Source organism: Humibacter antri, from assembly GCF_054777235.1.
Map to the genome: position 1 here is coordinate 131,611 of NZ_BAAHAW010000006.1, position 20,331 is coordinate 151,941.

22 protein-coding genes are annotated in these 20,331 nt (G+C 67.5%); 9 read left to right on the top strand and 13 right to left on the bottom strand.

The genetic code is table 11. From position 1 onward, the window contains the following. The first annotated feature begins 64 nt into the window (after positions 1–64). The gene (locus tag ACYVDK_RS04255; RefSeq protein ID WP_460518420.1) at positions 65–721 is read left to right on the top strand and encodes a TetR/AcrR family transcriptional regulator; all 657 of its coding nucleotides are present in this window, start codon (positions 65–67) and stop codon (positions 719–721) included. A gap of 160 nt (positions 722–881) precedes the next feature. Here ACYVDK_RS04255 and ACYVDK_RS04260 read toward each other — a convergent pair whose 3' ends face one another. Then, positions 882–1,211 carry a metal-sulfur cluster assembly factor gene (locus tag ACYVDK_RS04260; protein ID WP_460518422.1) on the bottom strand — a complete coding sequence of 110 codons (330 nt, stop codon included), beginning with the start codon at positions 1,209–1,211 and terminating at the stop codon, positions 882–884. Beyond that, positions 1,211–1,534 carry a non-heme iron oxygenase ferredoxin subunit gene (locus ACYVDK_RS04265; protein ID WP_460518425.1) on the bottom strand — a complete coding sequence of 108 codons (324 nt, stop codon included), beginning with the start codon at positions 1,532–1,534 and terminating at the stop codon, positions 1,211–1,213. The genes ACYVDK_RS04260 and ACYVDK_RS04265 overlap by 1 nt, the downstream gene beginning before the upstream one ends. Before the next feature lie 72 nt (positions 1,535–1,606). Between ACYVDK_RS04265 and fdxA the strand changes: the two genes are divergently transcribed. Together fdxA and ACYVDK_RS04275 are read left to right on the top strand one after the other, a co-directional pair. After that, positions 1,607–1,990 carry a 4Fe-4S dicluster domain-containing protein gene (gene fdxA, locus ACYVDK_RS04270; protein WP_460518428.1) on the top strand — a complete coding sequence of 128 codons (384 nt, stop codon included), beginning with the start codon at positions 1,607–1,609 and terminating at the stop codon, positions 1,988–1,990. After that, a complete protein-coding gene (locus ACYVDK_RS04275; RefSeq protein ID WP_460518431.1) occupies positions 1,987–2,475 on the top strand; it encodes a hemerythrin domain-containing protein in 489 nt (162 codons plus the stop codon). The genes fdxA and ACYVDK_RS04275 overlap by 4 nt, the downstream gene beginning before the upstream one ends. A gap of 54 nt (positions 2,476–2,529) precedes the next feature. Here the strand turns inward: ACYVDK_RS04275 and ACYVDK_RS04280 are convergent, their stop codons facing one another. The 3 genes from ACYVDK_RS04280 to ACYVDK_RS04290 form a co-directional block, all read right to left on the bottom strand. After that, entirely contained in the window at positions 2,530–3,375 is an 846-nt protein-coding gene (locus ACYVDK_RS04280) for an NAD-dependent epimerase/dehydratase family protein (protein ID WP_460518434.1), read from the bottom strand. Between the two features lie 245 nt (positions 3,376–3,620). Beyond that, the gene (locus ACYVDK_RS04285) at positions 3,621–5,435 is read right to left on the bottom strand and encodes a sensor histidine kinase (RefSeq protein ID WP_460518437.1); all 1,815 of its coding nucleotides are present in this window, start codon (positions 5,433–5,435) and stop codon (positions 3,621–3,623) included. Between the two features lie 37 nt (positions 5,436–5,472). Next, a complete protein-coding gene (locus ACYVDK_RS04290) occupies positions 5,473–6,237 on the bottom strand; it encodes a response regulator transcription factor (RefSeq protein WP_460518440.1) in 765 nt (254 codons plus the stop codon). Between the two features lie 240 nt (positions 6,238–6,477). Between ACYVDK_RS04290 and ACYVDK_RS04295 the strand changes: the two genes are divergently transcribed. The 3 genes from ACYVDK_RS04295 to ACYVDK_RS04305 all read left to right on the top strand — a co-directional run bounded on the left by ACYVDK_RS04295 (position 6,478) and on the right by ACYVDK_RS04305 (position 9,120). Next, a complete protein-coding gene (locus ACYVDK_RS04295; protein ID WP_460518443.1) occupies positions 6,478–8,022 on the top strand; it encodes an ABC transporter permease in 1,545 nt (514 codons plus the stop codon). A 113-nt stretch (positions 8,023–8,135) separates the two neighbouring features. After that, positions 8,136–8,807 (top strand): ABC transporter ATP-binding protein, encoded by a 672-nt coding sequence (locus tag ACYVDK_RS04300; RefSeq protein WP_460518445.1) that lies wholly within the window; start codon positions 8,136–8,138, stop codon positions 8,805–8,807. Between the two features lie 10 nt (positions 8,808–8,817). Beyond that, positions 8,818–9,120, top strand: a complete 303-nt coding sequence (locus ACYVDK_RS04305; protein WP_460518448.1) for a Smr/MutS family protein — start codon at positions 8,818–8,820, stop codon at positions 9,118–9,120. 43 nt (positions 9,121–9,163) lie between these two features. Here the strand turns inward: ACYVDK_RS04305 and ACYVDK_RS04310 are convergent, their stop codons facing one another. From ACYVDK_RS04310 to ACYVDK_RS04325, 4 genes are all read right to left on the bottom strand, one after another. Beyond that, entirely contained in the window at positions 9,164–9,967 is an 804-nt protein-coding gene (locus ACYVDK_RS04310; protein ID WP_460518451.1) for a polysaccharide deacetylase family protein, read from the bottom strand. Positions 9,968–10,075: 108 nt separating this feature from the next. Then, the gene (locus ACYVDK_RS04315; RefSeq protein ID WP_460518453.1) at positions 10,076–11,191 is read right to left on the bottom strand and encodes a Gfo/Idh/MocA family protein; all 1,116 of its coding nucleotides are present in this window, start codon (positions 11,189–11,191) and stop codon (positions 10,076–10,078) included. Continuing rightward, positions 11,191–12,414 (bottom strand): Gfo/Idh/MocA family protein, encoded by a 1,224-nt coding sequence (locus ACYVDK_RS04320; RefSeq protein WP_460518456.1) that lies wholly within the window; start codon positions 12,412–12,414, stop codon positions 11,191–11,193. Before ACYVDK_RS04320 ends, ACYVDK_RS04315 begins: the two co-directional genes overlap by 1 nt. After that, positions 12,411–13,172: a sugar phosphate isomerase/epimerase family protein gene (locus ACYVDK_RS04325; protein WP_460518459.1), complete on the bottom strand. Its 762-nt coding sequence runs from the start codon at positions 13,170–13,172 to the stop codon at positions 12,411–12,413. Before ACYVDK_RS04325 ends, ACYVDK_RS04320 begins: the two co-directional genes overlap by 4 nt. Before the next feature lie 149 nt (positions 13,173–13,321). Here ACYVDK_RS04325 and ACYVDK_RS04330 point away from each other — a divergent pair, with 149 nt between their 5' ends. Beyond that, complete coding sequence (locus ACYVDK_RS04330; RefSeq protein WP_460518462.1) at positions 13,322–14,509, top strand: ROK family protein; 1,188 nt, start codon at positions 13,322–13,324, stop codon at positions 14,507–14,509. A gap of 154 nt (positions 14,510–14,663) precedes the next feature. Here the strand turns inward: ACYVDK_RS04330 and ACYVDK_RS04335 are convergent, their stop codons facing one another. Together ACYVDK_RS04335 and ACYVDK_RS04340 are read right to left on the bottom strand one after the other, a co-directional pair. Then, a complete protein-coding gene (locus tag ACYVDK_RS04335; RefSeq protein ID WP_460518465.1) occupies positions 14,664–15,296 on the bottom strand; it encodes a TetR/AcrR family transcriptional regulator in 633 nt (210 codons plus the stop codon). Between the two features lie 80 nt (positions 15,297–15,376). After that, complete coding sequence (locus ACYVDK_RS04340) at positions 15,377–16,852, bottom strand: APC family permease (RefSeq protein ID WP_460518467.1); 1,476 nt, start codon at positions 16,850–16,852, stop codon at positions 15,377–15,379. Between the two features lie 154 nt (positions 16,853–17,006). On the opposite strand from ACYVDK_RS04340, the gene ACYVDK_RS04345 reads away from it, so the two are divergent. Beyond that, positions 17,007–18,185 (top strand): DmpA family aminopeptidase, encoded by a 1,179-nt coding sequence (locus ACYVDK_RS04345; protein ID WP_460518470.1) that lies wholly within the window; start codon positions 17,007–17,009, stop codon positions 18,183–18,185. Between the two features lie 4 nt (positions 18,186–18,189). On the opposite strand, the gene ACYVDK_RS04350 is transcribed toward ACYVDK_RS04345, so the two are convergent. Next, positions 18,190–18,504, bottom strand: coding sequence for a hypothetical protein (locus ACYVDK_RS04350; protein WP_460518473.1), 315 nt, complete (start codon positions 18,502–18,504; stop codon positions 18,190–18,192). 174 nt (positions 18,505–18,678) lie between these two features. Between ACYVDK_RS04350 and ACYVDK_RS04355 the strand changes: the two genes are divergently transcribed. After that, positions 18,679–19,350, top strand: coding sequence for a YqaJ viral recombinase family protein (locus ACYVDK_RS04355; protein WP_460518476.1), 672 nt, complete (start codon positions 18,679–18,681; stop codon positions 19,348–19,350). Between the two features lie 35 nt (positions 19,351–19,385). Here the strand turns inward: ACYVDK_RS04355 and ACYVDK_RS04360 are convergent, their stop codons facing one another. Further along, positions 19,386–19,943 (bottom strand): GNAT family N-acetyltransferase, encoded by a 558-nt coding sequence (locus ACYVDK_RS04360; RefSeq protein WP_460518479.1) that lies wholly within the window; start codon positions 19,941–19,943, stop codon positions 19,386–19,388. Positions 19,944–20,331 lie beyond the last annotated feature (388 nt).

The window sequence follows — 20,331 nt, forward strand, 5'->3', positions numbered from 1 at the left end:
TGAACGCCTGATGTAAATGACACCGGTGAGTATCATTACAAGCAGAATCATACGCCGGAGTGCGATGAAGTGGGAAGGCGCGACCGTGGAGAGCACCGCCGTCGAGAACTCCGCCGACGACAACACCGGCCAGCACCGGCGTGGCCGCCCGACCGCCGAGCAGCGAGAGGAGCGGCGCGAGCGGATGCTGCAGCGCTCGCTCTCCGTGTTCCTCGAGCGCGGATATCAGGGAGCCACGCTCGACGAATTGGCGCGGGCATCCGGAGTCACCAAACGCACCATCTACACGGACTACGGCGACAAGGCTGGTCTGTTCGCCGCGATGGTCGACGCGCTCGCCGGCGGCATCAGCCAGGGGCCGGATGCCGCAGGAGACACGCTCAAGTCGCTGGCCACCCGCATCGTGTTCCGCATTCACTCCGACGAGCTCGTCGGACTGCACCGGCTGGTGATCGCCGAGTCACCGCGGCTCCCTGAACTCGCCAGGTCGTTCTACGAGCACACCGATGCACGCCACATCGCGGCGCTGCGCGTGCACCTGGCGGAGGAGCACGGAGCGGACTCCCGCACGCTCGCCCCCGCGCTGTTCTCCCTGCTCCTCGGCGAGCGCCACAGGCAGCGGCTGCTCGGCGTGCGCGGTGCCGCATCCGAGGCGCAGGCCAGGACGATCGCAGACAGCGCGCTGCGTCAACTCGGACTGGGCCGCGCCCCGTCGGGTTGAGCACTGCCGGGTTGAGCACTGTCGGATTGAGCACTGCCGGGTTGAGCACTGCCGGATTGAGCACTGCCGGGTTGAGCACTGTCGGATTGAACGCTGCGGGGTTGAACGGGGTATCGCCCGGACCACCCCTCGACGCGATGCTTCGAACGCGTCATGCCTGTCAGATGTTGAACCCGAGGGCGCGCATCATGTCGCGCCCGTCGGGAGTGATGCGCTCCGGAGTCCAGGCCGGCATCCACACCCAGGAGATCTCGTGACGCTCGACGACCCCGTTCAACGCCCATGTCGTCTGGGAAGCGAGATCGTCTTGCAAGGGGCACTCGGCCGTTGTCAACGTCATGTAGATCATCAGGGAGTCGGCGGTGTCGTCCCAGCCGAGCCCGTAGATCAGGCCCAGATCGACCACGTTCACGCCAAGCTCGGGATCGATCACGTCCTTGAGCGACTCCTCGATCTGCTCGCGCACATCCGGCTCGAGTTCGCAGATCATCAGAATTGCTCGCCCTGACCGGCGGTGACCAGCACGTCGCCGTCGATCACGTCGACGGCGAAGACGGGCACCGGATCGGTCGCCGGAAGCGAAAGCGGACGTCCGGTGGCCAGATCGAAGGTGGCGCCGTGAGCCCAGCACTCGATGTGTCCGGCTTCGACGAAACCGTCGGAGAGCGAGATCTCGGCGTGCGAGCACGTGTCGCCCAGCGCGTGCAGGCGGCCGTCGGAGTCTTTGACGACGACGACGGGAACACCATCGACGATCGCCTTGAACGGACGGCCCGGACTCAACTCGACCTCGCGACACACCTTGGATTGCATGGCTCAATGATAGATAATAAAACGGACAATCATCCTGTTAATTATCCGAACCTTTCGAACCAGGAGGTCCCCATGACCTACGTGATCGGTGCCGCCTGCATCGATGTGATGGACCGCGCGTGCGTCGACGAGTGCCCCGTCGACTGCATCTACGAAGGCGGCAGAACGCTGTACATCCACCCGGACGAATGCATCGACTGCGGTGCGTGCGAGCCGGTGTGCCCGGTGGAGGCGATCACCTACGAGGACGATGTCCCCGACAGGTGGGGCGACTTCGTCGCCGACAACGCCCGATTCTTCTCCGGGCCGCTGCCGGGCATCGTCGCGCCCATCGGATCGCCAGGAGGCGCCGCGAAACTGGGGCCGCTCGGCGTGGATACGCCGCTCGTCACCGGTTACCCGCCCTTGGCCGAACGTGACGACACACGTGACAACCGGGCGGGGTTCGGGGCATGAGCGCAGGCGGAGTGCCACGGATCACCCTGGGCGCGGCCTTGGAGGCGGAGCATCGCGAGATCGACGGCGGCATCGAGCGCTTTCTCGACACGCTTCGGCGAGGCGCCCCCGATACCGAGTCGCTCATTCGTGCCATGGGAGGTCTGCGCAGGCACATCTACCTGGAAGAAACGTTCCTCTTTCCGCCGCTGAAGGAGGTCGGGATGACGATGCCCGTCTTCGTTATGCTGCGTGAGCACGGCGAGTTGTGGCTGGCGATGGACGGCATCGAGGCCCAGCTGACCGACGGGGCCGAGCTCGAAGCCGTCGGCCGTTCCGCGCTCGAACTGCTCTCCTTGCTCGACAAGCACAACTCGAAGGAGGAGCCGATCATCTACACGAAGGCGGACGAGGTGCTCGACGGCGATGCGAGCGCCGAGCTGCGGATCTATCTCACCGATGGTGCTCTTCCCGACGGCTGGGTCTGTTCCGGCGCACTCGCGTAACCACCGCATCCGGGGCTCGTCGAAGAGGCCTCGACAAGAGGCCGTCGAACCGGTTCAGTCGCGCCAGGAGTGCTGGGGATCGTAGCCGAGCAGTCGTCGCGCCTTGCCGATCGAGAGCAACGTGTCGTGTTCGCCGAGATCGCGGGCGACCGGAACGTCGGCGAACTCGGCGGCGGCCAGCTCGGCATTCGGCCGGTTCGACACGGTGTCTGCGGCGGCGATGATGAACACGTCGAAGCCCGTCGCATCCGATTCCAGCGCCTTCAGGATGGCGTGCGAACCGTCACGCGCGTCGATGTAGCCCCACGCGTTCCAGCGACGGTTCTTCGGGTCTGTGTCGTGCTCGGGGAAGGCCGCATAGTCCTCAGGGTCCATCACGTTCGAGAACCGCAGGGCGATGATCTTGAGCGCCGGGTCCCACCTGGTGAACTGCCGCGCCATCGTCTCCTCGAGATGCTTGACCAGCGAGTAGGTGGACTCGGGACGCCCGGGGTATTCCTCGTCGATCGGCAGGTAGGGCGGATCCTCGTCGAACGGCAGACCGAGCACCGTCTCGCTCGACGCGTACACGATGTTGCGGATGCCGAGAGTACGTGCCGCCTGGAACACGTGATATGTGCTCAGCATGTTGTTCTCGAACGTGGCGACGTCGCTCCGGATGCCGGGGGCCGGGATGGCGCCCAGGTGCACGATCGCGTCGTACCCGGTCTGCCTCGCGCCCTCGTGCACTCCGGCGAGCGCATCCACCACCTGGCCGTAGTCCGTCAGGTCGACCTGCAGGAAGCCCGGACCGCGGATGCCCGTCACATCGAACGACGTGACGTCGTGACCGGCCTCGCGGAGCATCCGCACCGCAGTTCGTCCGAGCTTGCCCGATCCACCGGTGAGAGCGATTCGCATGAGCGACAGTCTGGCACCGTTGGCCCGTGCGGGGGCCGGTACCGCCTGACGATCGTCGGCGCCGTGAGCCTTACCGCTACATCAATCGGCATCCGCTACAGGAATGGGCATCCGCTTCCGCCACACCAATCGGCAACCGCTACACAGATCGGCATCCGCTACTGGAATTTCCTATAGCGGATGCCGATCTATGTAGCGCTTCCCACGCAGCCCTCGACCGCGCGGCGGTCTACGCCGTTCGACAGTCATCCAGCGGTGGCGGAGTCCTTGGCCTCGGCTGTCGTTGCGTCCGTGGGCTCCACGGCCGGGGCGTCATCGGACTCGGCCATGGCCTCGGACTCGAGGTCGTCGGATACCTCGTGCTCGGGCTCCACCTCGGGCTCCGGCTCCACCTCGTCCGCGGACGCCAGCTGCTGCGGCTCCGCGTCGTCCGCCGACGCGAGCGGTTCCTCCGCGCCGGGCTCGGCCGCACCGGAATCCTCGTGCAGAGGCAGCCGCACCGTGAACCGGGTCTCCCCCGGCTCGCTCTCCACCTCCACCGTGCCACCCTGCGCCTCGACGACGGCACGCACGATGGCGAGGCCCAGGCCTGTCGACCCGGTGTGCCGCGATCGCGACGAGTCGCCCCGGGCGAACCGCTCGAACAGTCTCGACTGGAGATCGTCGGGGATGCCGGGGCCGTCATCGGTGACCGTGACGACGGCGAACGAACGCTGCACCCTGCGGTCGACGGACAGCGCTGTGGCCACGCTCGTTCCCTCCGGCGTGTGCACGCGGGCGTTCGTCAGCAGGTTCGCGATCACCTCGTAGATGCGCGGAGAGTCACCCAGCACGGTGACCGGTTCAGGCGGAAGGTCGACGGTCCAGCTGTGGTCGCGTCCGGCAGCGTGCGCGTCGGAGACAGCGTCGATGACGACGCGCGAGAGGTCGACGGGGTCGCGGTCGAGTTCACGGCCCTCGTCCAGGCGCGCGAGGAGCAGCAGGTCTTCGACGAGCGCGGTCATCCGCTCCGCCTCCGACTCGATGCGGCCGAGTGCCCGCACCGTGTCGGCCGGCAGCTGCTCCGGCGCCCGTCTGGTGAGCTCCGCGTAGCCGCGGATCGAGGCGAGCGGCGTGCGCAGCTCGTGCGAGGCGTCCGCGACGAATTGCCTCACCTTGTTCTCACTCGCCTGGCGCGACGACAGGGCGGATGCCACGTGCCCGAGCATGTGATTGAACGCCGCCCCGACGCGGCCCACCTCGGTGTGCGGGTCGGTGTCCTGCTCAGGCACGCGGACTCCCAGCGCCACCTCGCCGCGGTCCAGCGGAAGTCGCGACACCGCGGTCGCCGTGGCCGCAACCCGGTCGAGCGGGCGCAGTGCGAGCACGACGATGAGCAGCCCAACTCCCCCGGCCAACGCGATGGCCACGGCGGTGACGAGAAGGAAGATGGTCAGCAGTTGGGCGGTCGTGGCGTTCACCGCCGACAGTGGAAGCCCGATGACGAGCGTTCCCGTCGGAAGCTGCACGGCCTCCATGCGGAACTGGCCGAGGGTGCCGCCCAGATCGACGTCGACCGGCTGAGCGCCCGGGGCGATTGCCGCGATGTTCGCATTCGCGTCGCTCGACGTCTGCTGTTGCGGCGCAGTGGGATCACGGGGGCTCAAGTAGACGGCATTGACGTCGCCTCGATCGCTCACCACCGCGACGACGGTTCCCGCGCTGAGGCCCGGCGTACTGACCACATCGGCCAGAAGCTGCTTAGCGGAAACACCGCCCGGCTCGCTGAGGGAGCGCAGAGCGGCGAACGACGCGCGCTGGCCCGCGTACTCCACCTGATGGTCGAGTTGCCCGACCAGGTAGCTGCGCAGGAATAGCGCGCTGACCAGGCTGACGACCACGCCGAGCACGGCGACGAGCGCGACGACGGAGAAGACCAGCTTGGTGCGCAGCGTCATGCGACGCGCCGGATGGAGCATCCTGCGCCACCACGATCCGCCCGCTCGGGCCCCCCGGCTCGATCCCGCCGCAGCGCCGCCCTCATACGGGTTCGGCGTGCCCGGTGAGGCCGTCGTACTCATGGGTTCACTCCTGCCGGGAACGAGGCGGTCGCGCGACCTACTCCGCCGCCTTGATCATGTAGCCGGCCCCGCGCACCGTGTGGATCATGGGCGAGCGGCCGGCGTCGATCTTCTTACGCAGGTAGGAGATGTACAGCTCCACGACGCTGGAGGTGCCCCCGAAGTCGTAGCTCCACACGCGGTCGAGGATCTGCGCCTTCGAGAGCACGCGACGCGGGTTGCGCATCAGGTAGCGCAACAGCTCGAACTCGGTCGCGGTGAGCGAAATGCCCTCGCCGGCCCTCGTGACCTCGTAGGAGTCCTCGTCGAGCACGAGATCACCGACGGCGATGCGCGGATCTTGCGCGTCCGCGATCAGTGCACGCGAGCGCCTCAGCAGCGACCGGAGCCTGGCCACGAGCTCCTCCAGGCTGAACGGCTTCGTCACGTAGTCGTCCCCGCCAGCGGTGAGGCCGGCGATGCGGTCGTCGAGCGAGTCCTTCGCCGTCAGGAACAGCACCGGCGTCTCGCCGCCGCCCTCGCGCATCCTGGCCATCACCTGCAGGCCGTCGATGTCGGGGAGCATGATGTCGAGCACGACCGCGTCGGGGTTGAACTCGCGGGCGACGGTGAGCGCCTGCTGGCCGCTCGCGGCCGACTTCACCTCCCAGCCCTCGTAGCGCAGGGCCATCTGCAGCAGGTCGGTCAGGGTGTGCTCGTCATCGACGACGAGGATGCGGATCGGCGAGCCGTCCGCGTGATGCAACGGTGCCGGCGCGGACCGGAGCTGGCCGCGCTCGGAGCTGGCGAGAGAGGTGGACATGTATCCCATTATCGAGAGCACAGTCCGAGACGACTGTGCTGCGCTTATGCGGAGTCTGAGAGTCAGCCATCCGGCTCTCAAGGATCGCTCAGCCCGCGACCGTGCAGGGGATGTGCCTGCGGGCTCCGTGCGTGCCGGTTCACGGGCCCTCTTCCGCACCCAAGGCCAACGCACAACCACGGCATAGCGAAGCGACAAGACGGATGCCTACGGTTCCTGACGACCCCACGGAGGACCACCATGTTCGGAACCTATCTGCGCCGAGAGCTGCTCGGTCGCCGCAGACAGACCATCATCATCGCCATCGGCATGGCTTTGGCGATCGCCCTCGTCATCATCGTGAACTCGGTGGCCGCCGGCGTGAAGAACGCACAGGCTCAGGTGCTGCAGTCGGTGTACGGCGTCGGCACCGACGTCACCATCACGAAGCCGGTCAGTGCACCGTCAGCGGGCAGCGGGCAGGCGCAGGGACCGAGGTTCGACTTCGGCGCGAACTCCGGTTCGCAGGCAAGCAACGGCAGTCGCACGGTGGACTCCTCCCGCCTGAGCGTCGGCTTCGGCACGAACACCATGAGCGACTCGACCCTCGCGAAAGTGCAGAAGACGTCGGGCGTCGGTGGCGCTTCCGCGGTGCTCTCACTGCAGAACACGAGCTTCAAGGGCACGCTGCCCGACTTCGGCCAACGTGGCTCAGGGGGCCGTCAGAGCGGCGGGACAGGTGGATCCGGGGCGACGGGCGGTTCCGACGGCCAGGGCGGCAGCTCCTTCCAGGTGAACTCGTTCAGCGTGATGGGCATCACACCGGGCGGCAAGGCCGTCGGCCCGGTCGCCTCGACCGCGCTCGCCAAGGGCCGCACGCTCGTATCATCGGACAAGGGCAAAGATGTCGCGGTGCTCGACGCGAGCTACGCCAAGACGAAGAGCCTCTCGGTGGGTGACGCGATCAGCATCGGCGGCAAGAACTTCACGATCGTCGGCACCGTCAAGCCGACCGGTTCCGATTCGGCGACCGCATCGAACGTGTACGTGCCGCTTGATGTAGCGCAGTCGCTTTCCAGCGAGGCCGGAAAGGTCTCGACCATCTACGTGACCGCGCAGTCCGCCGCTGAAGTGGACGCGCTGAAGACGTCCCTTCAGAAGGTGCTCCCTGGCACGACGGTCTCGACGCAGGCTGATCTCGCCTCCAGCGTCTCCGGATCGCTCGGAAGCGCCGGCCAGCTCGTCTCCAACCTCGGAACCTGGCTGTCGGTCATCGTGCTCGCGGCCGCGTTCCTGATCGCGATCCTGTTCACGATCTCCGGTGTCACCCGCCGCACCCGCGAGTTCGGCACGCTGAAGGCGATCGGATGGTCGAACCGCCGCATCGTGGGACAGGTTGCCGGCGAGTCCGTGGTGCAGGGCGTGATCGGCGGGATCGCAGGCATCGCGATCGGCCTGATCGGGGTGCTCGTGGTCAACGTGATCTCCCCCACGCTCACGGGCGGCGTCTCTCGCGGCGGGCTCGGTAGCGCGCTCGCCGCCGGCGCACGGCGCACCTTCGGCGGGGCCGGGAGCGGCGGGACCGGAACCCGAACCGGCGGGTTCGGCGGCGGGGGCGGCTTCGGAGCTGCGCGAGAAGCGGCAGCCGCGTCGAGTGCACAGGTGGACCTGAGCGCACCCGTCACCGTCTGGATCATCGTGATCGCCGTCGGCCTCGCGATTCTCGGCGGCCTGCTCGCCGGCGCAATCGGTGGATGGCGCGCGTCTCGGCTGCGCCCGGCAGAGGCACTGCGGTCGGTGCAGTAGCCGCGGCCGGTCCGACTCGGAGCCGCGGCCACCGACATCCGCCAGCAACGTCAGCGATCAACCAGCGACGTCAGCGATCGACGAGAGACGTCAGAGACCAAGAAGGAACGCACATGTACACGCTGAAGAACGTGACGAAGCAGTACCCGGGAAAAGGCCGCAAGGTGACGGCGCTGAACGACGTCACGCTGGAGATCCCCGACGGGCAGCTCGTCGCGATCCAGGGCCCGACGGGCGGCGGCAAGTCCACGCTGCTGCAGATGCTCGGCGCGCTCGACCGTCCGACGTCGGGAACCGTGGAACTCGAGCAGTCCAGCCTCGGAAAGCTGGCGGATCGCAGGCTCACGGGTATTCGCGGCAAGGAGATCGGCTTCGTCTTCCAGGGCTTCAACCTCATTCCAACGCTCACCGCGCTGGAGAACGTCGAGACCGCGCTCGTGCCTCTGGGCATATCGGCCGTTGAGCGGCGGGATCGGGCGACCAAGGCGTTGGAGTCCGTCGGGCTGGGCGATCGCGGGGACCACCGGCCCGCCGAGCTCTCCGGGGGTCAGCAGCAGCGCGTGGCCATCGCACGGGCGCTGGTGAAGGAGCCCGAGGTGCTGTTGGCGGATGAGCCGACCGGCAACCTCGACGAGGAGACCCGGGACGAGATCATGGACCTGCTCGAGGGCCTCTGGCGCGATCGAGGTCTCACCCTCGTGATCGTCACGCACGACTCCGCGGTGGCGCGACGCGCGCAGCGCCGTCTGCACATCAAGCAGGGCAAGGTGAAAGAGGTCGCGTAGCCCTCGCCACGTGGTGCCGACGGGCGTACGGTTGCGGCATATCGCCGAGGGGGCGCTCGTGAAGCTGAAGCTCGATCTGCACGCGATCTACAACCGCGGTGACGAGATCGATCGCGCTCTGCGCGGGATCATCGACGAGGCCATCGCGAAGAAGGCACCGCTCGTGGAGATCATTCCGGGCAAAGGGTCGGGACAGCTGAAGAAGCGGGTACTGCGCTTTCTGGATCAGAAGGAGATCAAGGCGCTCTACCACCGGGTCGAGAAGGACTCCGACAACTTCGGCCGCATCTTCGTGCACTTCAGGTTCAAGTGAGCGGCACACGCCCGCGCCTTCGCCTTCGCTGCCGTCGTGCGGCTCACACCGCGAAGACATCGCGCAGTGTCACCGTGCGAAGCCCTCGCTGTCTGATGATGTCGAGCAGTTGCCCGTAGACCTGTGTCACCGGGTCGTAGTTCGCGTGCCCGATCACGATGTGCTGCGGCAGGAACCATTGCTGGGCGTTCGCCACGATCTGCTGAGGTGTGAGCAGGCTCGAGTCCGCCAGAGATCCGTACCACATCACGGGAGCGGTGTACCCGATCGACGACGCGACGGCTTCGACCCGGCGGTTCAGGTAGCCGTACGGCGGACGGTAGAACGGTGCGGCCTCGACCCCGTAGGTGTTCTTGATGAAGTCCCCGTTGCGTCGCAGTTCCCGCTCGATCCCACCGCTCGACAGCGTCGTCAGATCGGCGTGATCCCACGTGTGGTTGGCCAGCTGCACCTGTCCGCTCTCGACGAGGGGGCGAAGTGCCGGAGCATTGTCGGTCCACGACGCGTTGACTCCGTTCAGAAAGAACGTCAGCCGTATGCCGCTCTCCTGCGCGAATTGGGCGTAGGCCGCGACCACGTGCGACGACACGCCGTCATCCACCGTCCACGCCAGGAGATCACCGTTGCCCGGCAGCCGGATGATCCGCTCACCCGGCGTGATCGCACTCTTCTTCACCACCGGCAGCGGCGGAGGCGACGACGTGGGAGTGGGTCGCGGCGGTGGGCTGCTCGGATGCACGGCAGCCGGGGTGCGCGTGGGTCGGGCGACATCCTGCTGCTGAGCGCACCCGCTCAGTGCGGCGACAGTGGTGGCTGCGAGACCGGCGAGGAAGAGACGTCGGTCCATCTTTTCCTTTCGACGCCCGGCGCCGAATGCGGCACACATGCGAACCGCACATCGCGTGCCGCCCACGACATGCATAGCAGGCGCAAAGCCTGCCCGACGGGCGATGGCCTAGCCGGTGCCCACCCCAATCCAGGTGCCACGCTCTGCGGAGTCCATGACCGCCTCGGCCACGGTCGCGGCCCTCAGCCCGTCTGCGAAGCACGGCAGCCCGTCCGGCGCTTCGCCGGCGATCGCCGCGTAGGTGTCGGCGACGAAGGCGTTGAACGCATCCTGGTAGCCCTGCGGATGTCCGGCCGGCGTGGTCACCAGCCTCGAGGCATCCGGTGTCAGCTGGTCGGAGTCCCGCGGAATGAGCAGCGAACCCTTGCGGCGTCCCACCCACAGTGTCTCGGGTTGCTCCTGATCGAAGACGATGGACTCGGCGGATCCGGCCAGTTCCACGTGCAGCCGGTTCTTGCGCCCAGGCGCCGCCTGCGAGACGAGGAGCGTGCCGATCGCGCCGCCGGCGGTCTGCACCGCGACGGCGGCGGCATCCTCCGTCGTGATCGCTGTGTGCTCGGCACGCGCCTGGAAGAACGTGCGCTTCGTGGCCGCAACCTCGCAGACGCGGTCGCCGGTGACGAATTCGATGAGGTCGACCAGGTGCGAACCGATGTCGGCGAACGCACGCGACCGCCCGCCGGCCACGCTGTCCACACGCCAGTTGTCGTCGCCGGAGTCGAGCAGCCAGTCCTGCAGGTACGAGCCGGCGATCGTGAGCAGCCGGCCCGTCTCGCCGGAGGCGAACCGCGCCCGTGCCTCGCGCACGAGCGGGTGGTACCGGTAGACGAACGGCACCGTCGCGATGACGCCGGCGGATGCCGCGGCATCCATCAGCGCTCGGGCATCCGCAACCGTCGTGGCGAGCGGCTTCTCGCACACGACGTGCTTGCCCGCCTCGATCACGGCGAGCGCCTGCTGCGTATGAACGGCGTTCGGTGTGGTGACGTGCACAACCTCGATACGGTCGTCGGCGATCAGGTCGTGCAGCGACCCGAACGCGTGCTCGATGCCCAGTTCCTCGGCAGCACGCACGGCACGCTCCGGGCGCGATGAGACGACACCGACCAGGCGCCCCCTGGCCGCTCGCGCCGCCCGGGAGTGCACCGTCGCCATGAATCCGCCGCCGATGATTCCGACGCCGATCGGGCCGCGGCCCGACCGGCTCCGAGGGTTCGCCGACATCAGACGAGCGTGGCCTCGGCCGGGTCCCACCCTTCGGGCAACGCCGGGGTGGGCGTGAACGTGCTCTCGACGTGCACCCACTCGCCGCGCTCCGCCGCCTCGATCGTTGCGACCATGACGTCGAGCGCGTGCAGCGCCTGCTCGCCGCTCGCCCGCTCCGGCACGCCAGCGCGAATGGCTCGCGCGAGTTCGACGACACCGGTGCCGCGCGCGGCCGTCTCACCCTCGATCGCGATCGTCTCCGATCCGCCGTCGGTGTGCAGCACGAGGTCGCCAACGAACATGTTCGGGTCGTTCACCTCGAGCGCCCCGTCGACGCCGGTGACCTCGAACAGCGTTCGACCCAGCTTCGAGTCGAAGCTGAAGATGCTCTGCGACGTCTGCCCGCTCTCGAACTCGAACACCGCGGTGACGTGCGTCGGCACGGTCACCTCGAAGGTCTGCCCCGCGAGCGGTCCCGAGCCGATGGTGCGCACAGGCTTCGCCTTCGACGTCACCGCCGCAACACGCTTCACCGGGCCGAACAACTGGATGAGTGCGGTCACGTAATACGGGCCGATGTCGAACAGCGGGCCGGCGCCCTCCTGGAACAGGAACGCCGGGTTCGGGTGCCACGACTCCGGACCGGGATTCTGGATGATGGTGAGCGCCGTCTGCGGTTCACCGATCGCGCCGGCCTCGAGCATCCGTCTCGCCGTCTGGATGCCCGCACCGAGGAACGTATCGGGCGCGCATGCCGCGCGCAGCCCCGCCGCCTTCGCCGTGGCCAGCACGCGCTGCCCGCTCTCGCGGTCGAGCGCGATCGGCTTCTCGCTCCACACGTTCTTGCCTGCGGCGAGCACCTGCAGGTCGACCTCCGCGTGCACTTGCGGAAGCGTGAGGTTCACGACCAGCTCGATCTCCGGGTCCGCCAGAAGCTGCTCGACCGTGCCGTTCGCCGGAATACCGAACTTCTCGGCCTGCGCCGCCGCGGCCTCCGGGATGATGTCGGCGATGAATCGCACGTCGACATCGGGGAATGCCGTGAGGTTGGTGAGGTACTGGGTCGAGATATTGCCCGCGCCGATGACACCGACGCCGACAGGGCCGGTCTTCTCGGCAGAGCTTTCCGAAGCGCTCGTGAACTCGGCAGCGTCTCTTGAAGCGCTCGTGAACTCGGCAGCGTCTCCTGAAACGCTCGTGAACTCGGCAGCCTCTCCTGGAACGCTCGTGAACTCGCTCATGCGAGACCCTCCTTCGTGAGGAATGCGAAGCTGTCTGCGACAGCGGTGAAACGATTGTCGCGCGAGTCGTCGAGCTCGATGACGCGCAGCGCATCAGGCGCCGCTTCGATGATCTCGCGGACCGGCATGCTGCCCGCTCCCACGGCGACCTGGTCCTTGGTCTCCTTCGTCGCAGGCCCGTCCTTGATGTGCAGGGCGACGACCCGATCGCCGAGCCGGCCGAGCACGTCGACCGGGTTCTCGCCGCCGACTGCGACCCAGTACGTGTCGAGCTCGATGACGACCTCCCGGTCGAGCTTGGAGACCAAGTACTCCAGCGCGTTCTGCCCGTCGATCTTGTTCTCGAACTCGTGCGCGTGGTTGTGGTACCCGACGCGAAGCCCTCGCTCTGCGGCGAGCTTCGCCGCGTGGTTCAGCTGTGCGGCGATTCCGTCGACGCCTTCGGCGGTCTTCCACAGCTCGTCGGGCGCGTGCGGGTCGATCACGGTCTGGATGCCGAGCTCGCGCGCCGCGTCGAAGATCGCCGCGACGTCGTCGTCGCTCTCGCCGAGGAAGTGCACGTGCACGGTCGGCGCGGTGAGACCCGCGGACGACAGGGCGTCCCCGAGCCCGGGGAAGTTCGTGAAGGCGAACGGCTCGACCTGCGAGAAGCCCACTTCGGCGAGCTTGTTCAGGGTGCCCTGCAGGTCGTCTTGCAGCGCTTCGCGCACGGTGTAGAGCTGCACGGAAAGAGGTGAGGTGGTCACGTTTCTCCTCATTGCGGTAGGGCCGCTGGATGCGGGACGTCTCTCATCGACATCCCCGCGGTCGAATCGATTGAATCACACTTCTGCCGTCAATGATGCAAAAGCCATTCGTCAGCCGCAGACTTCTGCGTCACGATCGGCGCGTGTGATTCAATCGGTCCATGTCGGCGCGACTTTCTCCCGGTACCACCGGTTCGACACTGCCGGGGAGCCTTGTGCCGAAGGACGCCGGCGACTTGCTGAAGATCCTGCGCGACGGCATCCCGCGCACCAGGGCCCAGCTGGCTGAGAGCACCGGCCTCGCCCGGTCGACAGTGGCGTCCCGCATCGATGCACTGATGGATGCCCGGCTCATCGCGCCGGCGCCCGATGCGGCATCCTCCGGCGGGCGACCGCCCGCGCGAGTCGCCTTCAATGCAGGAGCGCGCTTGATCCTCGCCATCGACCTCGGAGCCACGCACGGGGTGATCGCGATCGCCGACCTCGCCGGCAATGTACTGGTCTCGGAGTCGGCACCTCTCACGATCGCCGACGGCCCCGAGCCCGTTCTCGACTGGGCCCTTCACGTCGCCGAGCGTCTTGTGAAGGCGAGCGGCAGGCCGCGCTCGGAACTCGCCGGCGTGGGCATCGGCCTCCCCGGGCCCGTCGAGCATTCCACCGGCATGCCGATCAACCCGCCCATCATGCCGGGATGGGATCGTTTCGACGTTCCGGCGTACGTGCGGCACACATTCGACGTCCCCGTGCTCGTCGACAACGACGTCAACGTGCTGGCGCTCGGCGAGCACGCCGTGTCGTGGCCGTTCGAAGACGACCTGCTGTTCGTCAAGGTGTCCACCGGCATCGGCCTCGGCATCATCGCCGGGGCACGGCTGCAGCGCGGCGCGGCAGGCTCGGCCGGAGACCTCGGGCACGTGCGCGTGCCGTTCACCCACGACACGCCGCGTCACGGCGGCGAGGACGCCGACCTCGAAGCGCTCGCGAGCGGTCCGGCGATCGCGCGTTACATCGCCGAGCGCGGCACACCGGCGAGCTCGAGCGCCGACGTGCTGGCACTTGCGCGTGCGGGGAATGCGGATGCCGTCGCGGGCATCCGGCAGGCCGGACGAGACCTCGGCGAGGTGGTTGCCACGTGCGTGAACCTGTTCAACCCCTCCGTGGTCGTCGTCGGCGGCTCGATCGCCAGGGCCGGCGAGCAATTGCTGGCCGGTGTGCGAGAGGTCGTCTACCGCCAGTCCACGCCACTGGCGACCCAGCACCTGCAGATCGTCCCTGCGTCCGCCGGGGAGACCGGCGGCGTGCTGGGCGCAGCGATCATGGTCGCCCAGCACCTGCTCGATCCGGCGTGAGCGATGCCGCGCGAGTGCCGACCCGCGTTCGCGCCCAGCCGCCGCGCACAGCCGCCGTACCCAGACGCCAAAAGCAGCCGCCATGCTCAGACGCCGCGCTCCGTCGCCCTGCTCGGCCCGCGCTGCTCGGCCGGCCCTGCTCTGCCCGCGCTTTTCAGGCGCCGGTGCGGCCCACTCCTTCGGTGCGGTCGACGGGCAGCTCGCATCCGAGTGCCTGCTGGGCGTACGAGACGATGTTGTCGCGGTACAACTCGGTGGGATGCTCCAGCCCGATCAGCGGGTAGAGGTCGTAGGCATCCTCGAGCGCCACGATGTTGCGGGCGATGACGCCGATCGGAGCAGTGGGAGTGAACACTCCGAGCCCGGCCCCGACCTCGATGGTGCTGTGATAGAGCATCACCTGCCGCTCCACCACCGAACGATGCAGTGGTCGGAAGCGCGGCTCTTCCCGAAGCAGCGGAACACTCTCGTACGCCATCCGGAGCTCATCGCTGATCACGTCGGGCACTCCCGCGCGAATCAAGGCCAGAATACGGGCGCCCGGGTCGGGCTCCTGTTCCACGATGCGTCTGCGGTTCTCGTACATCTCCTCGAGAACGCCCTCGACCGTCGCATACATCAGCTCGTCGAAGCTGGAGAAGTAGTAGAGCACGCTGCCCGCGCTCATGGATGCCTCCGCCGCGACCGCGCGCACGTTCGTGCCGCGGATGCCATGGCGCCCCGCGACTCGGCGTGTTGCCGAGATGAGCTCCGCCCTGCGGCTCGCGCCCTTCCGCTGTTCCGTCATGGCGCTCCTCGTCCGGCTCGCGTCACCGGGCTCCGAAGAATCGGGCTCAGAAGAATCGGCGGAGCGGTGACTCGTGTCTGTCATTCGTCGTCGGCAACGATGTTGGTGAGCTCAGCGTAGTGCTGCGGTCTGCGCGCCTTGAGCACGAAGCCCACGACGATTCCCACGATGAACAGCACCGGTGTCGGGGCGAGCAGCACCCAGTTGATCGGCCCCTCCAGCCCCGTGACGAGGTCGAAGTTGGCCGCGATCAGCGCGAACCCGGTCAGCAGACCGAGCGCACCGAGCGCCGGCGCGACGATGACGCGCCAGACGCTGTGCCCGCGCCGGTCTCTGGCGAAGTACCCGACCACCGAGATCGCCGCGATGGCCTGCGCGAAGACGAGGCCGGCCACGCCGATCGAGTAGGTCGGCAGCGCGAAGCCGAGGAAGGGATCCGCGCCGGTGAAGATCGTGATCACTATCGCGAGGAACGAGACGATGGAGAGCGCCACGCTCGCGACGACCGGCGACTTGGTGATGCGGTGCGTGCGTGCGAACGCCCTCGGAAGCAACCGCTCACGGCCCATCGCGAACAGGTAGCGCGAGCAGGCGTTGTGGAATGCCAGCAGGCACGCGAAGAAGCTCGTCACGATGAGGATGCGCATGACGATGGATGCCCACACACCGAGATACTGTCCTGCGGCGTCGAACACCATGTCTTGGAATCCGTTGCCCCGAGCGAGCTTGAGCACGCCGTCCGCGCCGAAGGCGACGGTGAGCATCCAGAACGTGAAGGCGTAGAACACGGCCAGGAACGTGATCGCGATGTAGGTGGCCGCCGGTACGCTGCGTTTCGGGTTCCTGGCCTCCTCGGTGTAGATCGCGGTGCCCTCGAAACCGAGGTACGCGCCGAATCCGAAGACGAAGAGCGCTCCGCTGCCTGCGGCGAAGAACACGTTCTGCGGGGCGAACGACGCGAACGAGATCGGCTCCGGCCCGCCGTTGACGAGAACGGCGATGGCGAGGATGAGCAGGATGGCGACCTCGGCGGTGAGCAGCACGGCGAGCACCTTCGCCCCGACGTCGATGTGACGGTAGCCCAGGATGCCGACGACCACGAGGGCGATCAGGGCGTACACCCACCACGGAAGATCGATGTGGAAAAGGTCGCTGAAGGTGGACTGGCCGAAGAACCCCACGAATCCGTAGAAGCAGACGCAGAGGAATCCGTAGGAGACGATCGTCAAGAGCGCGATGCCGATGCCCACCGGTTTGCCGAGCCCGCGCGCGCCGTACACGTAGAAGGCTCCCGTGTTGCGCACGTAGCGGGTCATCGCCGTGAACCCGACCGCGAACAGGATCAGCACGACACCCGACGCGAGCATGGCGCCCGGACCGCCGATGCCGCCGATGCCGCCGATGCGGAAGCCCGTCGGTGCTGCGCTGGCCACCACGGTGAGCGGTGCCGCCGCGGAGACGACGAAGAACACGATCGCCCAGACGCCCAGCCGACGCTTGGCGAGCGAGTCGGGTCTCGCGATCTCTTCTGCGCTCTCGGTTTGCTGCTGAGACATCATCGGCTCCTCGGGTTCGTTCGGGCGGCATCGCCCGTCACGTCTTCGATTGACGTGTTTGAACAAGCATTCAAACTTTTCTCGCACTACTTGTCAATGATTTGATGCCAGAAGTCTCTATCATTTGAATCACCGTTCAGTCAGGAGGTCATCGATGACAACTGCAGACTCCGTGTCGAGACACGCTGCCGATTCGACCAGAGGTGCGGCCGGACCGCGCGCCAGAGGCCTCGGCATTCCGTTCGAAGGCGAGCCGGGAACGTCCAACGCGATCACGGATGTGCCGGGGCTCCAACTCGGGTACCTCACGCTGGTGCAAGACGGTCCGTCGACGACTGTGCGCTCCGGTGTCACCGCGATACTCCCCCGCGGTCGCGACGGGGTCGGCGTTCCCTGCGCGGCCGGAGTGCACTCCTTCAACGGCAACGGTGAGCTGACCGGCAGGTCGTGGATCGACGAGTCCGGGTCGTTCTCCATGCCCGTGGCGATCACGAACTCGCACGCCGTCGGCGCGGTGCACGAGGGGGTGGATGTCTGGGTGAGCCGCGAGCATCCAGAGGTCGCCGCCCAGTGGATGCTGCCCGTTGTGGGTGAGACCTGGGACGGCTACCTCAACGACATCAACGGCCGACATGTGCGGCCGGAACACACCATCGCCGCACTTGACGCTGCGACCGACGCCGCCCCCGCTGAGGGTTCCGTGGGGGGCGGCACGGGGATGAACTGCTACGGATTCAAGGGCGGCTCAGGCACGGCGTCCCGTGTGGTTCGGCACGGGTCGGCGGCCTACACGGTCGGCGCGTTCATCCAGGCTAACTTCGGTGGACGCGACGAACTCACGCTCGGCGGAATCCGACTCGGGCGCGAGTCGGGCGCACCGAACCCGATGGATGACACCGACTGGTTCAACCTCGACGCGACGCGGGCGCGATCCGGTGCCGGTTCGGCGATCGTCGTGATCGCCACCGATGCTCCGCTTCTGCCCGGGCAGTGCGCGGCGTTGGCGCGACGCGCTCCGCTCGGACTGGGCCGAACGGGCACAGCAGGCAGCCACTTCTCCGGAGACATCATGCTGGCGTTCTCCACCGCGAACCCTGGTGCGCTCACCTCGCTCATTCCGTCAGGGCCCGCGTCCGACACGGACTACGAGTCGCTGCGATTCATACCCTGGGGACATCTGGACGCCTTCTATGCGGCCGTCGTTCAAGCCGTCGATGAGGCGGTGTGGAACGCGCTCGTCGCCGCCGGTGACATGACCGGGCGGAACGGGCACTTCAGCCCCGCGCTCCCCCACGACGAGATCCGCGCAGCGGTCGCGCGCTTGCCGCGCTGACGACTCAGGAGTCGCTCTCGGCACCCCAGACGCGCTTCGTCAGCGCCTGCACGTCGCGGTCCAGGTGATCGAGTCGCGTGTTGACCGCGGCGACCTCATGCCGCAAGCCGGCGAGCTCACCGCCGAGCTCACCGCGAAGGCCGGCGATCTCGCCGCCGAGCTCCGAACGCAAGCCCCCGACCTCCGCACGCAACTCGGCCCGCAGTCCGCCCACTTCCGCTCGGATCACACGCGAAAGGCTGTTGACGACCAGCGTGAGGCCGCCGAGCACTGCGGCGGCGAACGCGCCGATCAGTGCCCAGATCTCGGGGTCGTTCATGTACACCTCCTCATTTTCTCCGGCGCGCTTCACGATGTCACGCGACAGGGTCCCGCTTCGTCTTCGCAGCGCCTTGCGTTGAGAAGCGGCACATGGGCGGCGATGGGGAGGAGGAGTGCCGCGACTCGCGTCCCGAGCGCGCGAGGGTCGGAGGGCACGCGGCAGAATGGAACGGTGACCGACACGATGCTCTCTCTGTTCGACGAGGAGCTCGAGGCAGTGCCGCATCCCGCACGCACAGGGGATGCCGTCGCTTCGGTCGCGCCGCCGCGTCTTCCGCACGAACGGCGCATCCTCGCGCACGCATCCGACCGGGTCGCGTGGCTGCGTGCCCGAGCCCGCGGCATCACGGCGACGGATGTCGCCAAGCTCTCCACGCAGGCATCCATCCTGGCTGCGGCGCGGCAGAAGGTGCACGGAACCGGCTTCAGCGGCAACGTCTTCACCGAGCACGGCAAGGCGCGCGAACCGAAGATCGCCGAATGGGTGCTGCGTGAGCACGGCATCTCGCCGAGCGATGCACTGTTCCACTCGGTGCGCGACCGGCGCCATCTCGCCACGCCGGACGGCCTCGCGGCCCGCGATTCCCGACGCCTCGAACTGGCGGAGATCAAGACGACGAACAAGCCGTGGCGGAGCATCCCGCGGCACTATCTGCGTCAGGTGTGGTGGCAGCAGTACGTGCTCGGTGCCGAGCGCACGCTCTTCGTGTGGGAGCGGCACGACGGCTTCGTTCCGGTCGGCGACCCGGAATGCCGGTGGGTCGACCGCGACGAGAACGAGATCGAACTGCTGGTGCGACTGGCAGGCCAGCTCATCGGCGTTCTCGCATCGGGCCGGGTCTAGCGCGCCGACGGCGGGTCGGAATGGGCCCGCGCGCGTCACATTGCGGAGGATGACTCAGCGCGTATCTGCTGCTCGAGCACGAAGTCGTCTTCCCAGTGCTCGCCCATCCGGAAGCGCTTGACCCCGACGCGACGGAATCCGCTCTTCGCGTAGAACCGCTGCGCTCGCTCGTTCTCCTGGTTCACGCCGAGCCAGATGCCGGCGACTCCGCATTCGCGCGCCGCGTCGATGGGTGCCCGCATCAGGTCGCCGGCGACGCCTCCGCCGTGATGGCCTGGCAGCACGTAGCACTTGCTGAGCTCGATCGTGGGGCGCAACGTGATCACGGCTGCGACGGCGCCATCGTGAGGTTCGCCCAGCACGAGCATGGTGTAGCCGATGGCGCGCTCGCCCTCTTCCGCGACCAGGACGATGCGGTCGGGGTCTGCCAGGTATGCGCGGAATGCTTCCGCTGAAAGATGTTCGACGACGAAGCCCGCGGCATCGTCTCTCGTCGTGTGCGGAGGACACGCCAGCGGGAAGGTCACGGCCGCGACGAAGGCGAGCCTGTCGGCATCCGCGGTCGTCGCCCGCCGGATCGTCGCTTCGCTCATGGACACACGATAGGGGCTCGCACCATAGGGGCTCGCACGATAGGAGCTCGCACCATAGGGACTCGCACCATAGGGACTCGCACCATAGGGACTCGCACCATAGGGACTCGCACCATAGGGGCTCGCACGATCGGCCGGAAGACACTCGGTCGGCCGGACGGAAACGCCGGTCTGATCCGGCCGATCGAACCATTTCCGGCCGACCGTGCGACTGAAACCGCGGGACCGAATGCACGAGACCGAAACCGCGGGACCGAAACCGCGAGACCGAAACCGCGGGACCGAAACCGCGAGACCAAACCCGCGCGGTGGCAACCATGGGGTCTGCTGCACGGATAGGTGACAGGTTGGTTATGCGGCCAGTGCGGCCGGTGTGTTCATCATGACT

Bases quoted from the DNA above. Each gene is read 5' to 3' on its own strand.
- ACYVDK_RS04255 (WP_460518420.1), top strand. From the start codon at position 65: ATGAAGTGGGAAGGCGCGACCGTGGAGAGCACCGCCGTCGAGAACTCC.
- ACYVDK_RS04260 (WP_460518422.1), bottom strand. From the start codon at position 1,211: ATGATCTGCGAACTCGAGCCGGATGTGCGCGAGCAGATCGAGGAGTCG.
- ACYVDK_RS04265 (WP_460518425.1), bottom strand. From the start codon at position 1,534: ATGCAATCCAAGGTGTGTCGCGAGGTCGAGTTGAGTCCGGGCCGTCCG.
- fdxA (WP_460518428.1), top strand. From the start codon at position 1,607: ATGACCTACGTGATCGGTGCCGCCTGCATCGATGTGATGGACCGCGCG.
- ACYVDK_RS04275 (WP_460518431.1), top strand. From the start codon at position 1,987: ATGAGCGCAGGCGGAGTGCCACGGATCACCCTGGGCGCGGCCTTGGAG.
- ACYVDK_RS04280 (WP_460518434.1), bottom strand. From the start codon at position 3,375: ATGCGAATCGCTCTCACCGGTGGATCGGGCAAGCTCGGACGAACTGCG.
- ACYVDK_RS04285 (WP_460518437.1), bottom strand. From the start codon at position 5,435: ATGAGTACGACGGCCTCACCGGGCACGCCGAACCCGTATGAGGGCGGC.
- ACYVDK_RS04290 (WP_460518440.1), bottom strand. From the start codon at position 6,237: ATGTCCACCTCTCTCGCCAGCTCCGAGCGCGGCCAGCTCCGGTCCGCG.
- ACYVDK_RS04295 (WP_460518443.1), top strand. From the start codon at position 6,478: ATGTTCGGAACCTATCTGCGCCGAGAGCTGCTCGGTCGCCGCAGACAG.
- ACYVDK_RS04300 (WP_460518445.1), top strand. From the start codon at position 8,136: ATGTACACGCTGAAGAACGTGACGAAGCAGTACCCGGGAAAAGGCCGC.
- ACYVDK_RS04310 (WP_460518451.1), bottom strand. From the start codon at position 9,967: ATGGACCGACGTCTCTTCCTCGCCGGTCTCGCAGCCACCACTGTCGCC.
- ACYVDK_RS04315 (WP_460518453.1), bottom strand. From the start codon at position 11,191: ATGTCGGCGAACCCTCGGAGCCGGTCGGGCCGCGGCCCGATCGGCGTC.
- ACYVDK_RS04320 (WP_460518456.1), bottom strand. From the start codon at position 12,414: ATGAGCGAGTTCACGAGCGTTCCAGGAGAGGCTGCCGAGTTCACGAGC.
- ACYVDK_RS04325 (WP_460518459.1), bottom strand. From the start codon at position 13,172: ATGAGGAGAAACGTGACCACCTCACCTCTTTCCGTGCAGCTCTACACC.
- ACYVDK_RS04330 (WP_460518462.1), top strand. From the start codon at position 13,322: ATGTCGGCGCGACTTTCTCCCGGTACCACCGGTTCGACACTGCCGGGG.
- ACYVDK_RS04335 (WP_460518465.1), bottom strand. From the start codon at position 15,296: ATGACGGAACAGCGGAAGGGCGCGAGCCGCAGGGCGGAGCTCATCTCG.
- ACYVDK_RS04340 (WP_460518467.1), bottom strand. From the start codon at position 16,852: ATGTCTCAGCAGCAAACCGAGAGCGCAGAAGAGATCGCGAGACCCGAC.
- ACYVDK_RS04345 (WP_460518470.1), top strand. From the start codon at position 17,007: ATGACAACTGCAGACTCCGTGTCGAGACACGCTGCCGATTCGACCAGA.
- ACYVDK_RS04350 (WP_460518473.1), bottom strand. From the start codon at position 18,504: ATGAACGACCCCGAGATCTGGGCACTGATCGGCGCGTTCGCCGCCGCA.
- ACYVDK_RS04360 (WP_460518479.1), bottom strand. From the start codon at position 19,943: ATGAGCGAAGCGACGATCCGGCGGGCGACGACCGCGGATGCCGACAGG.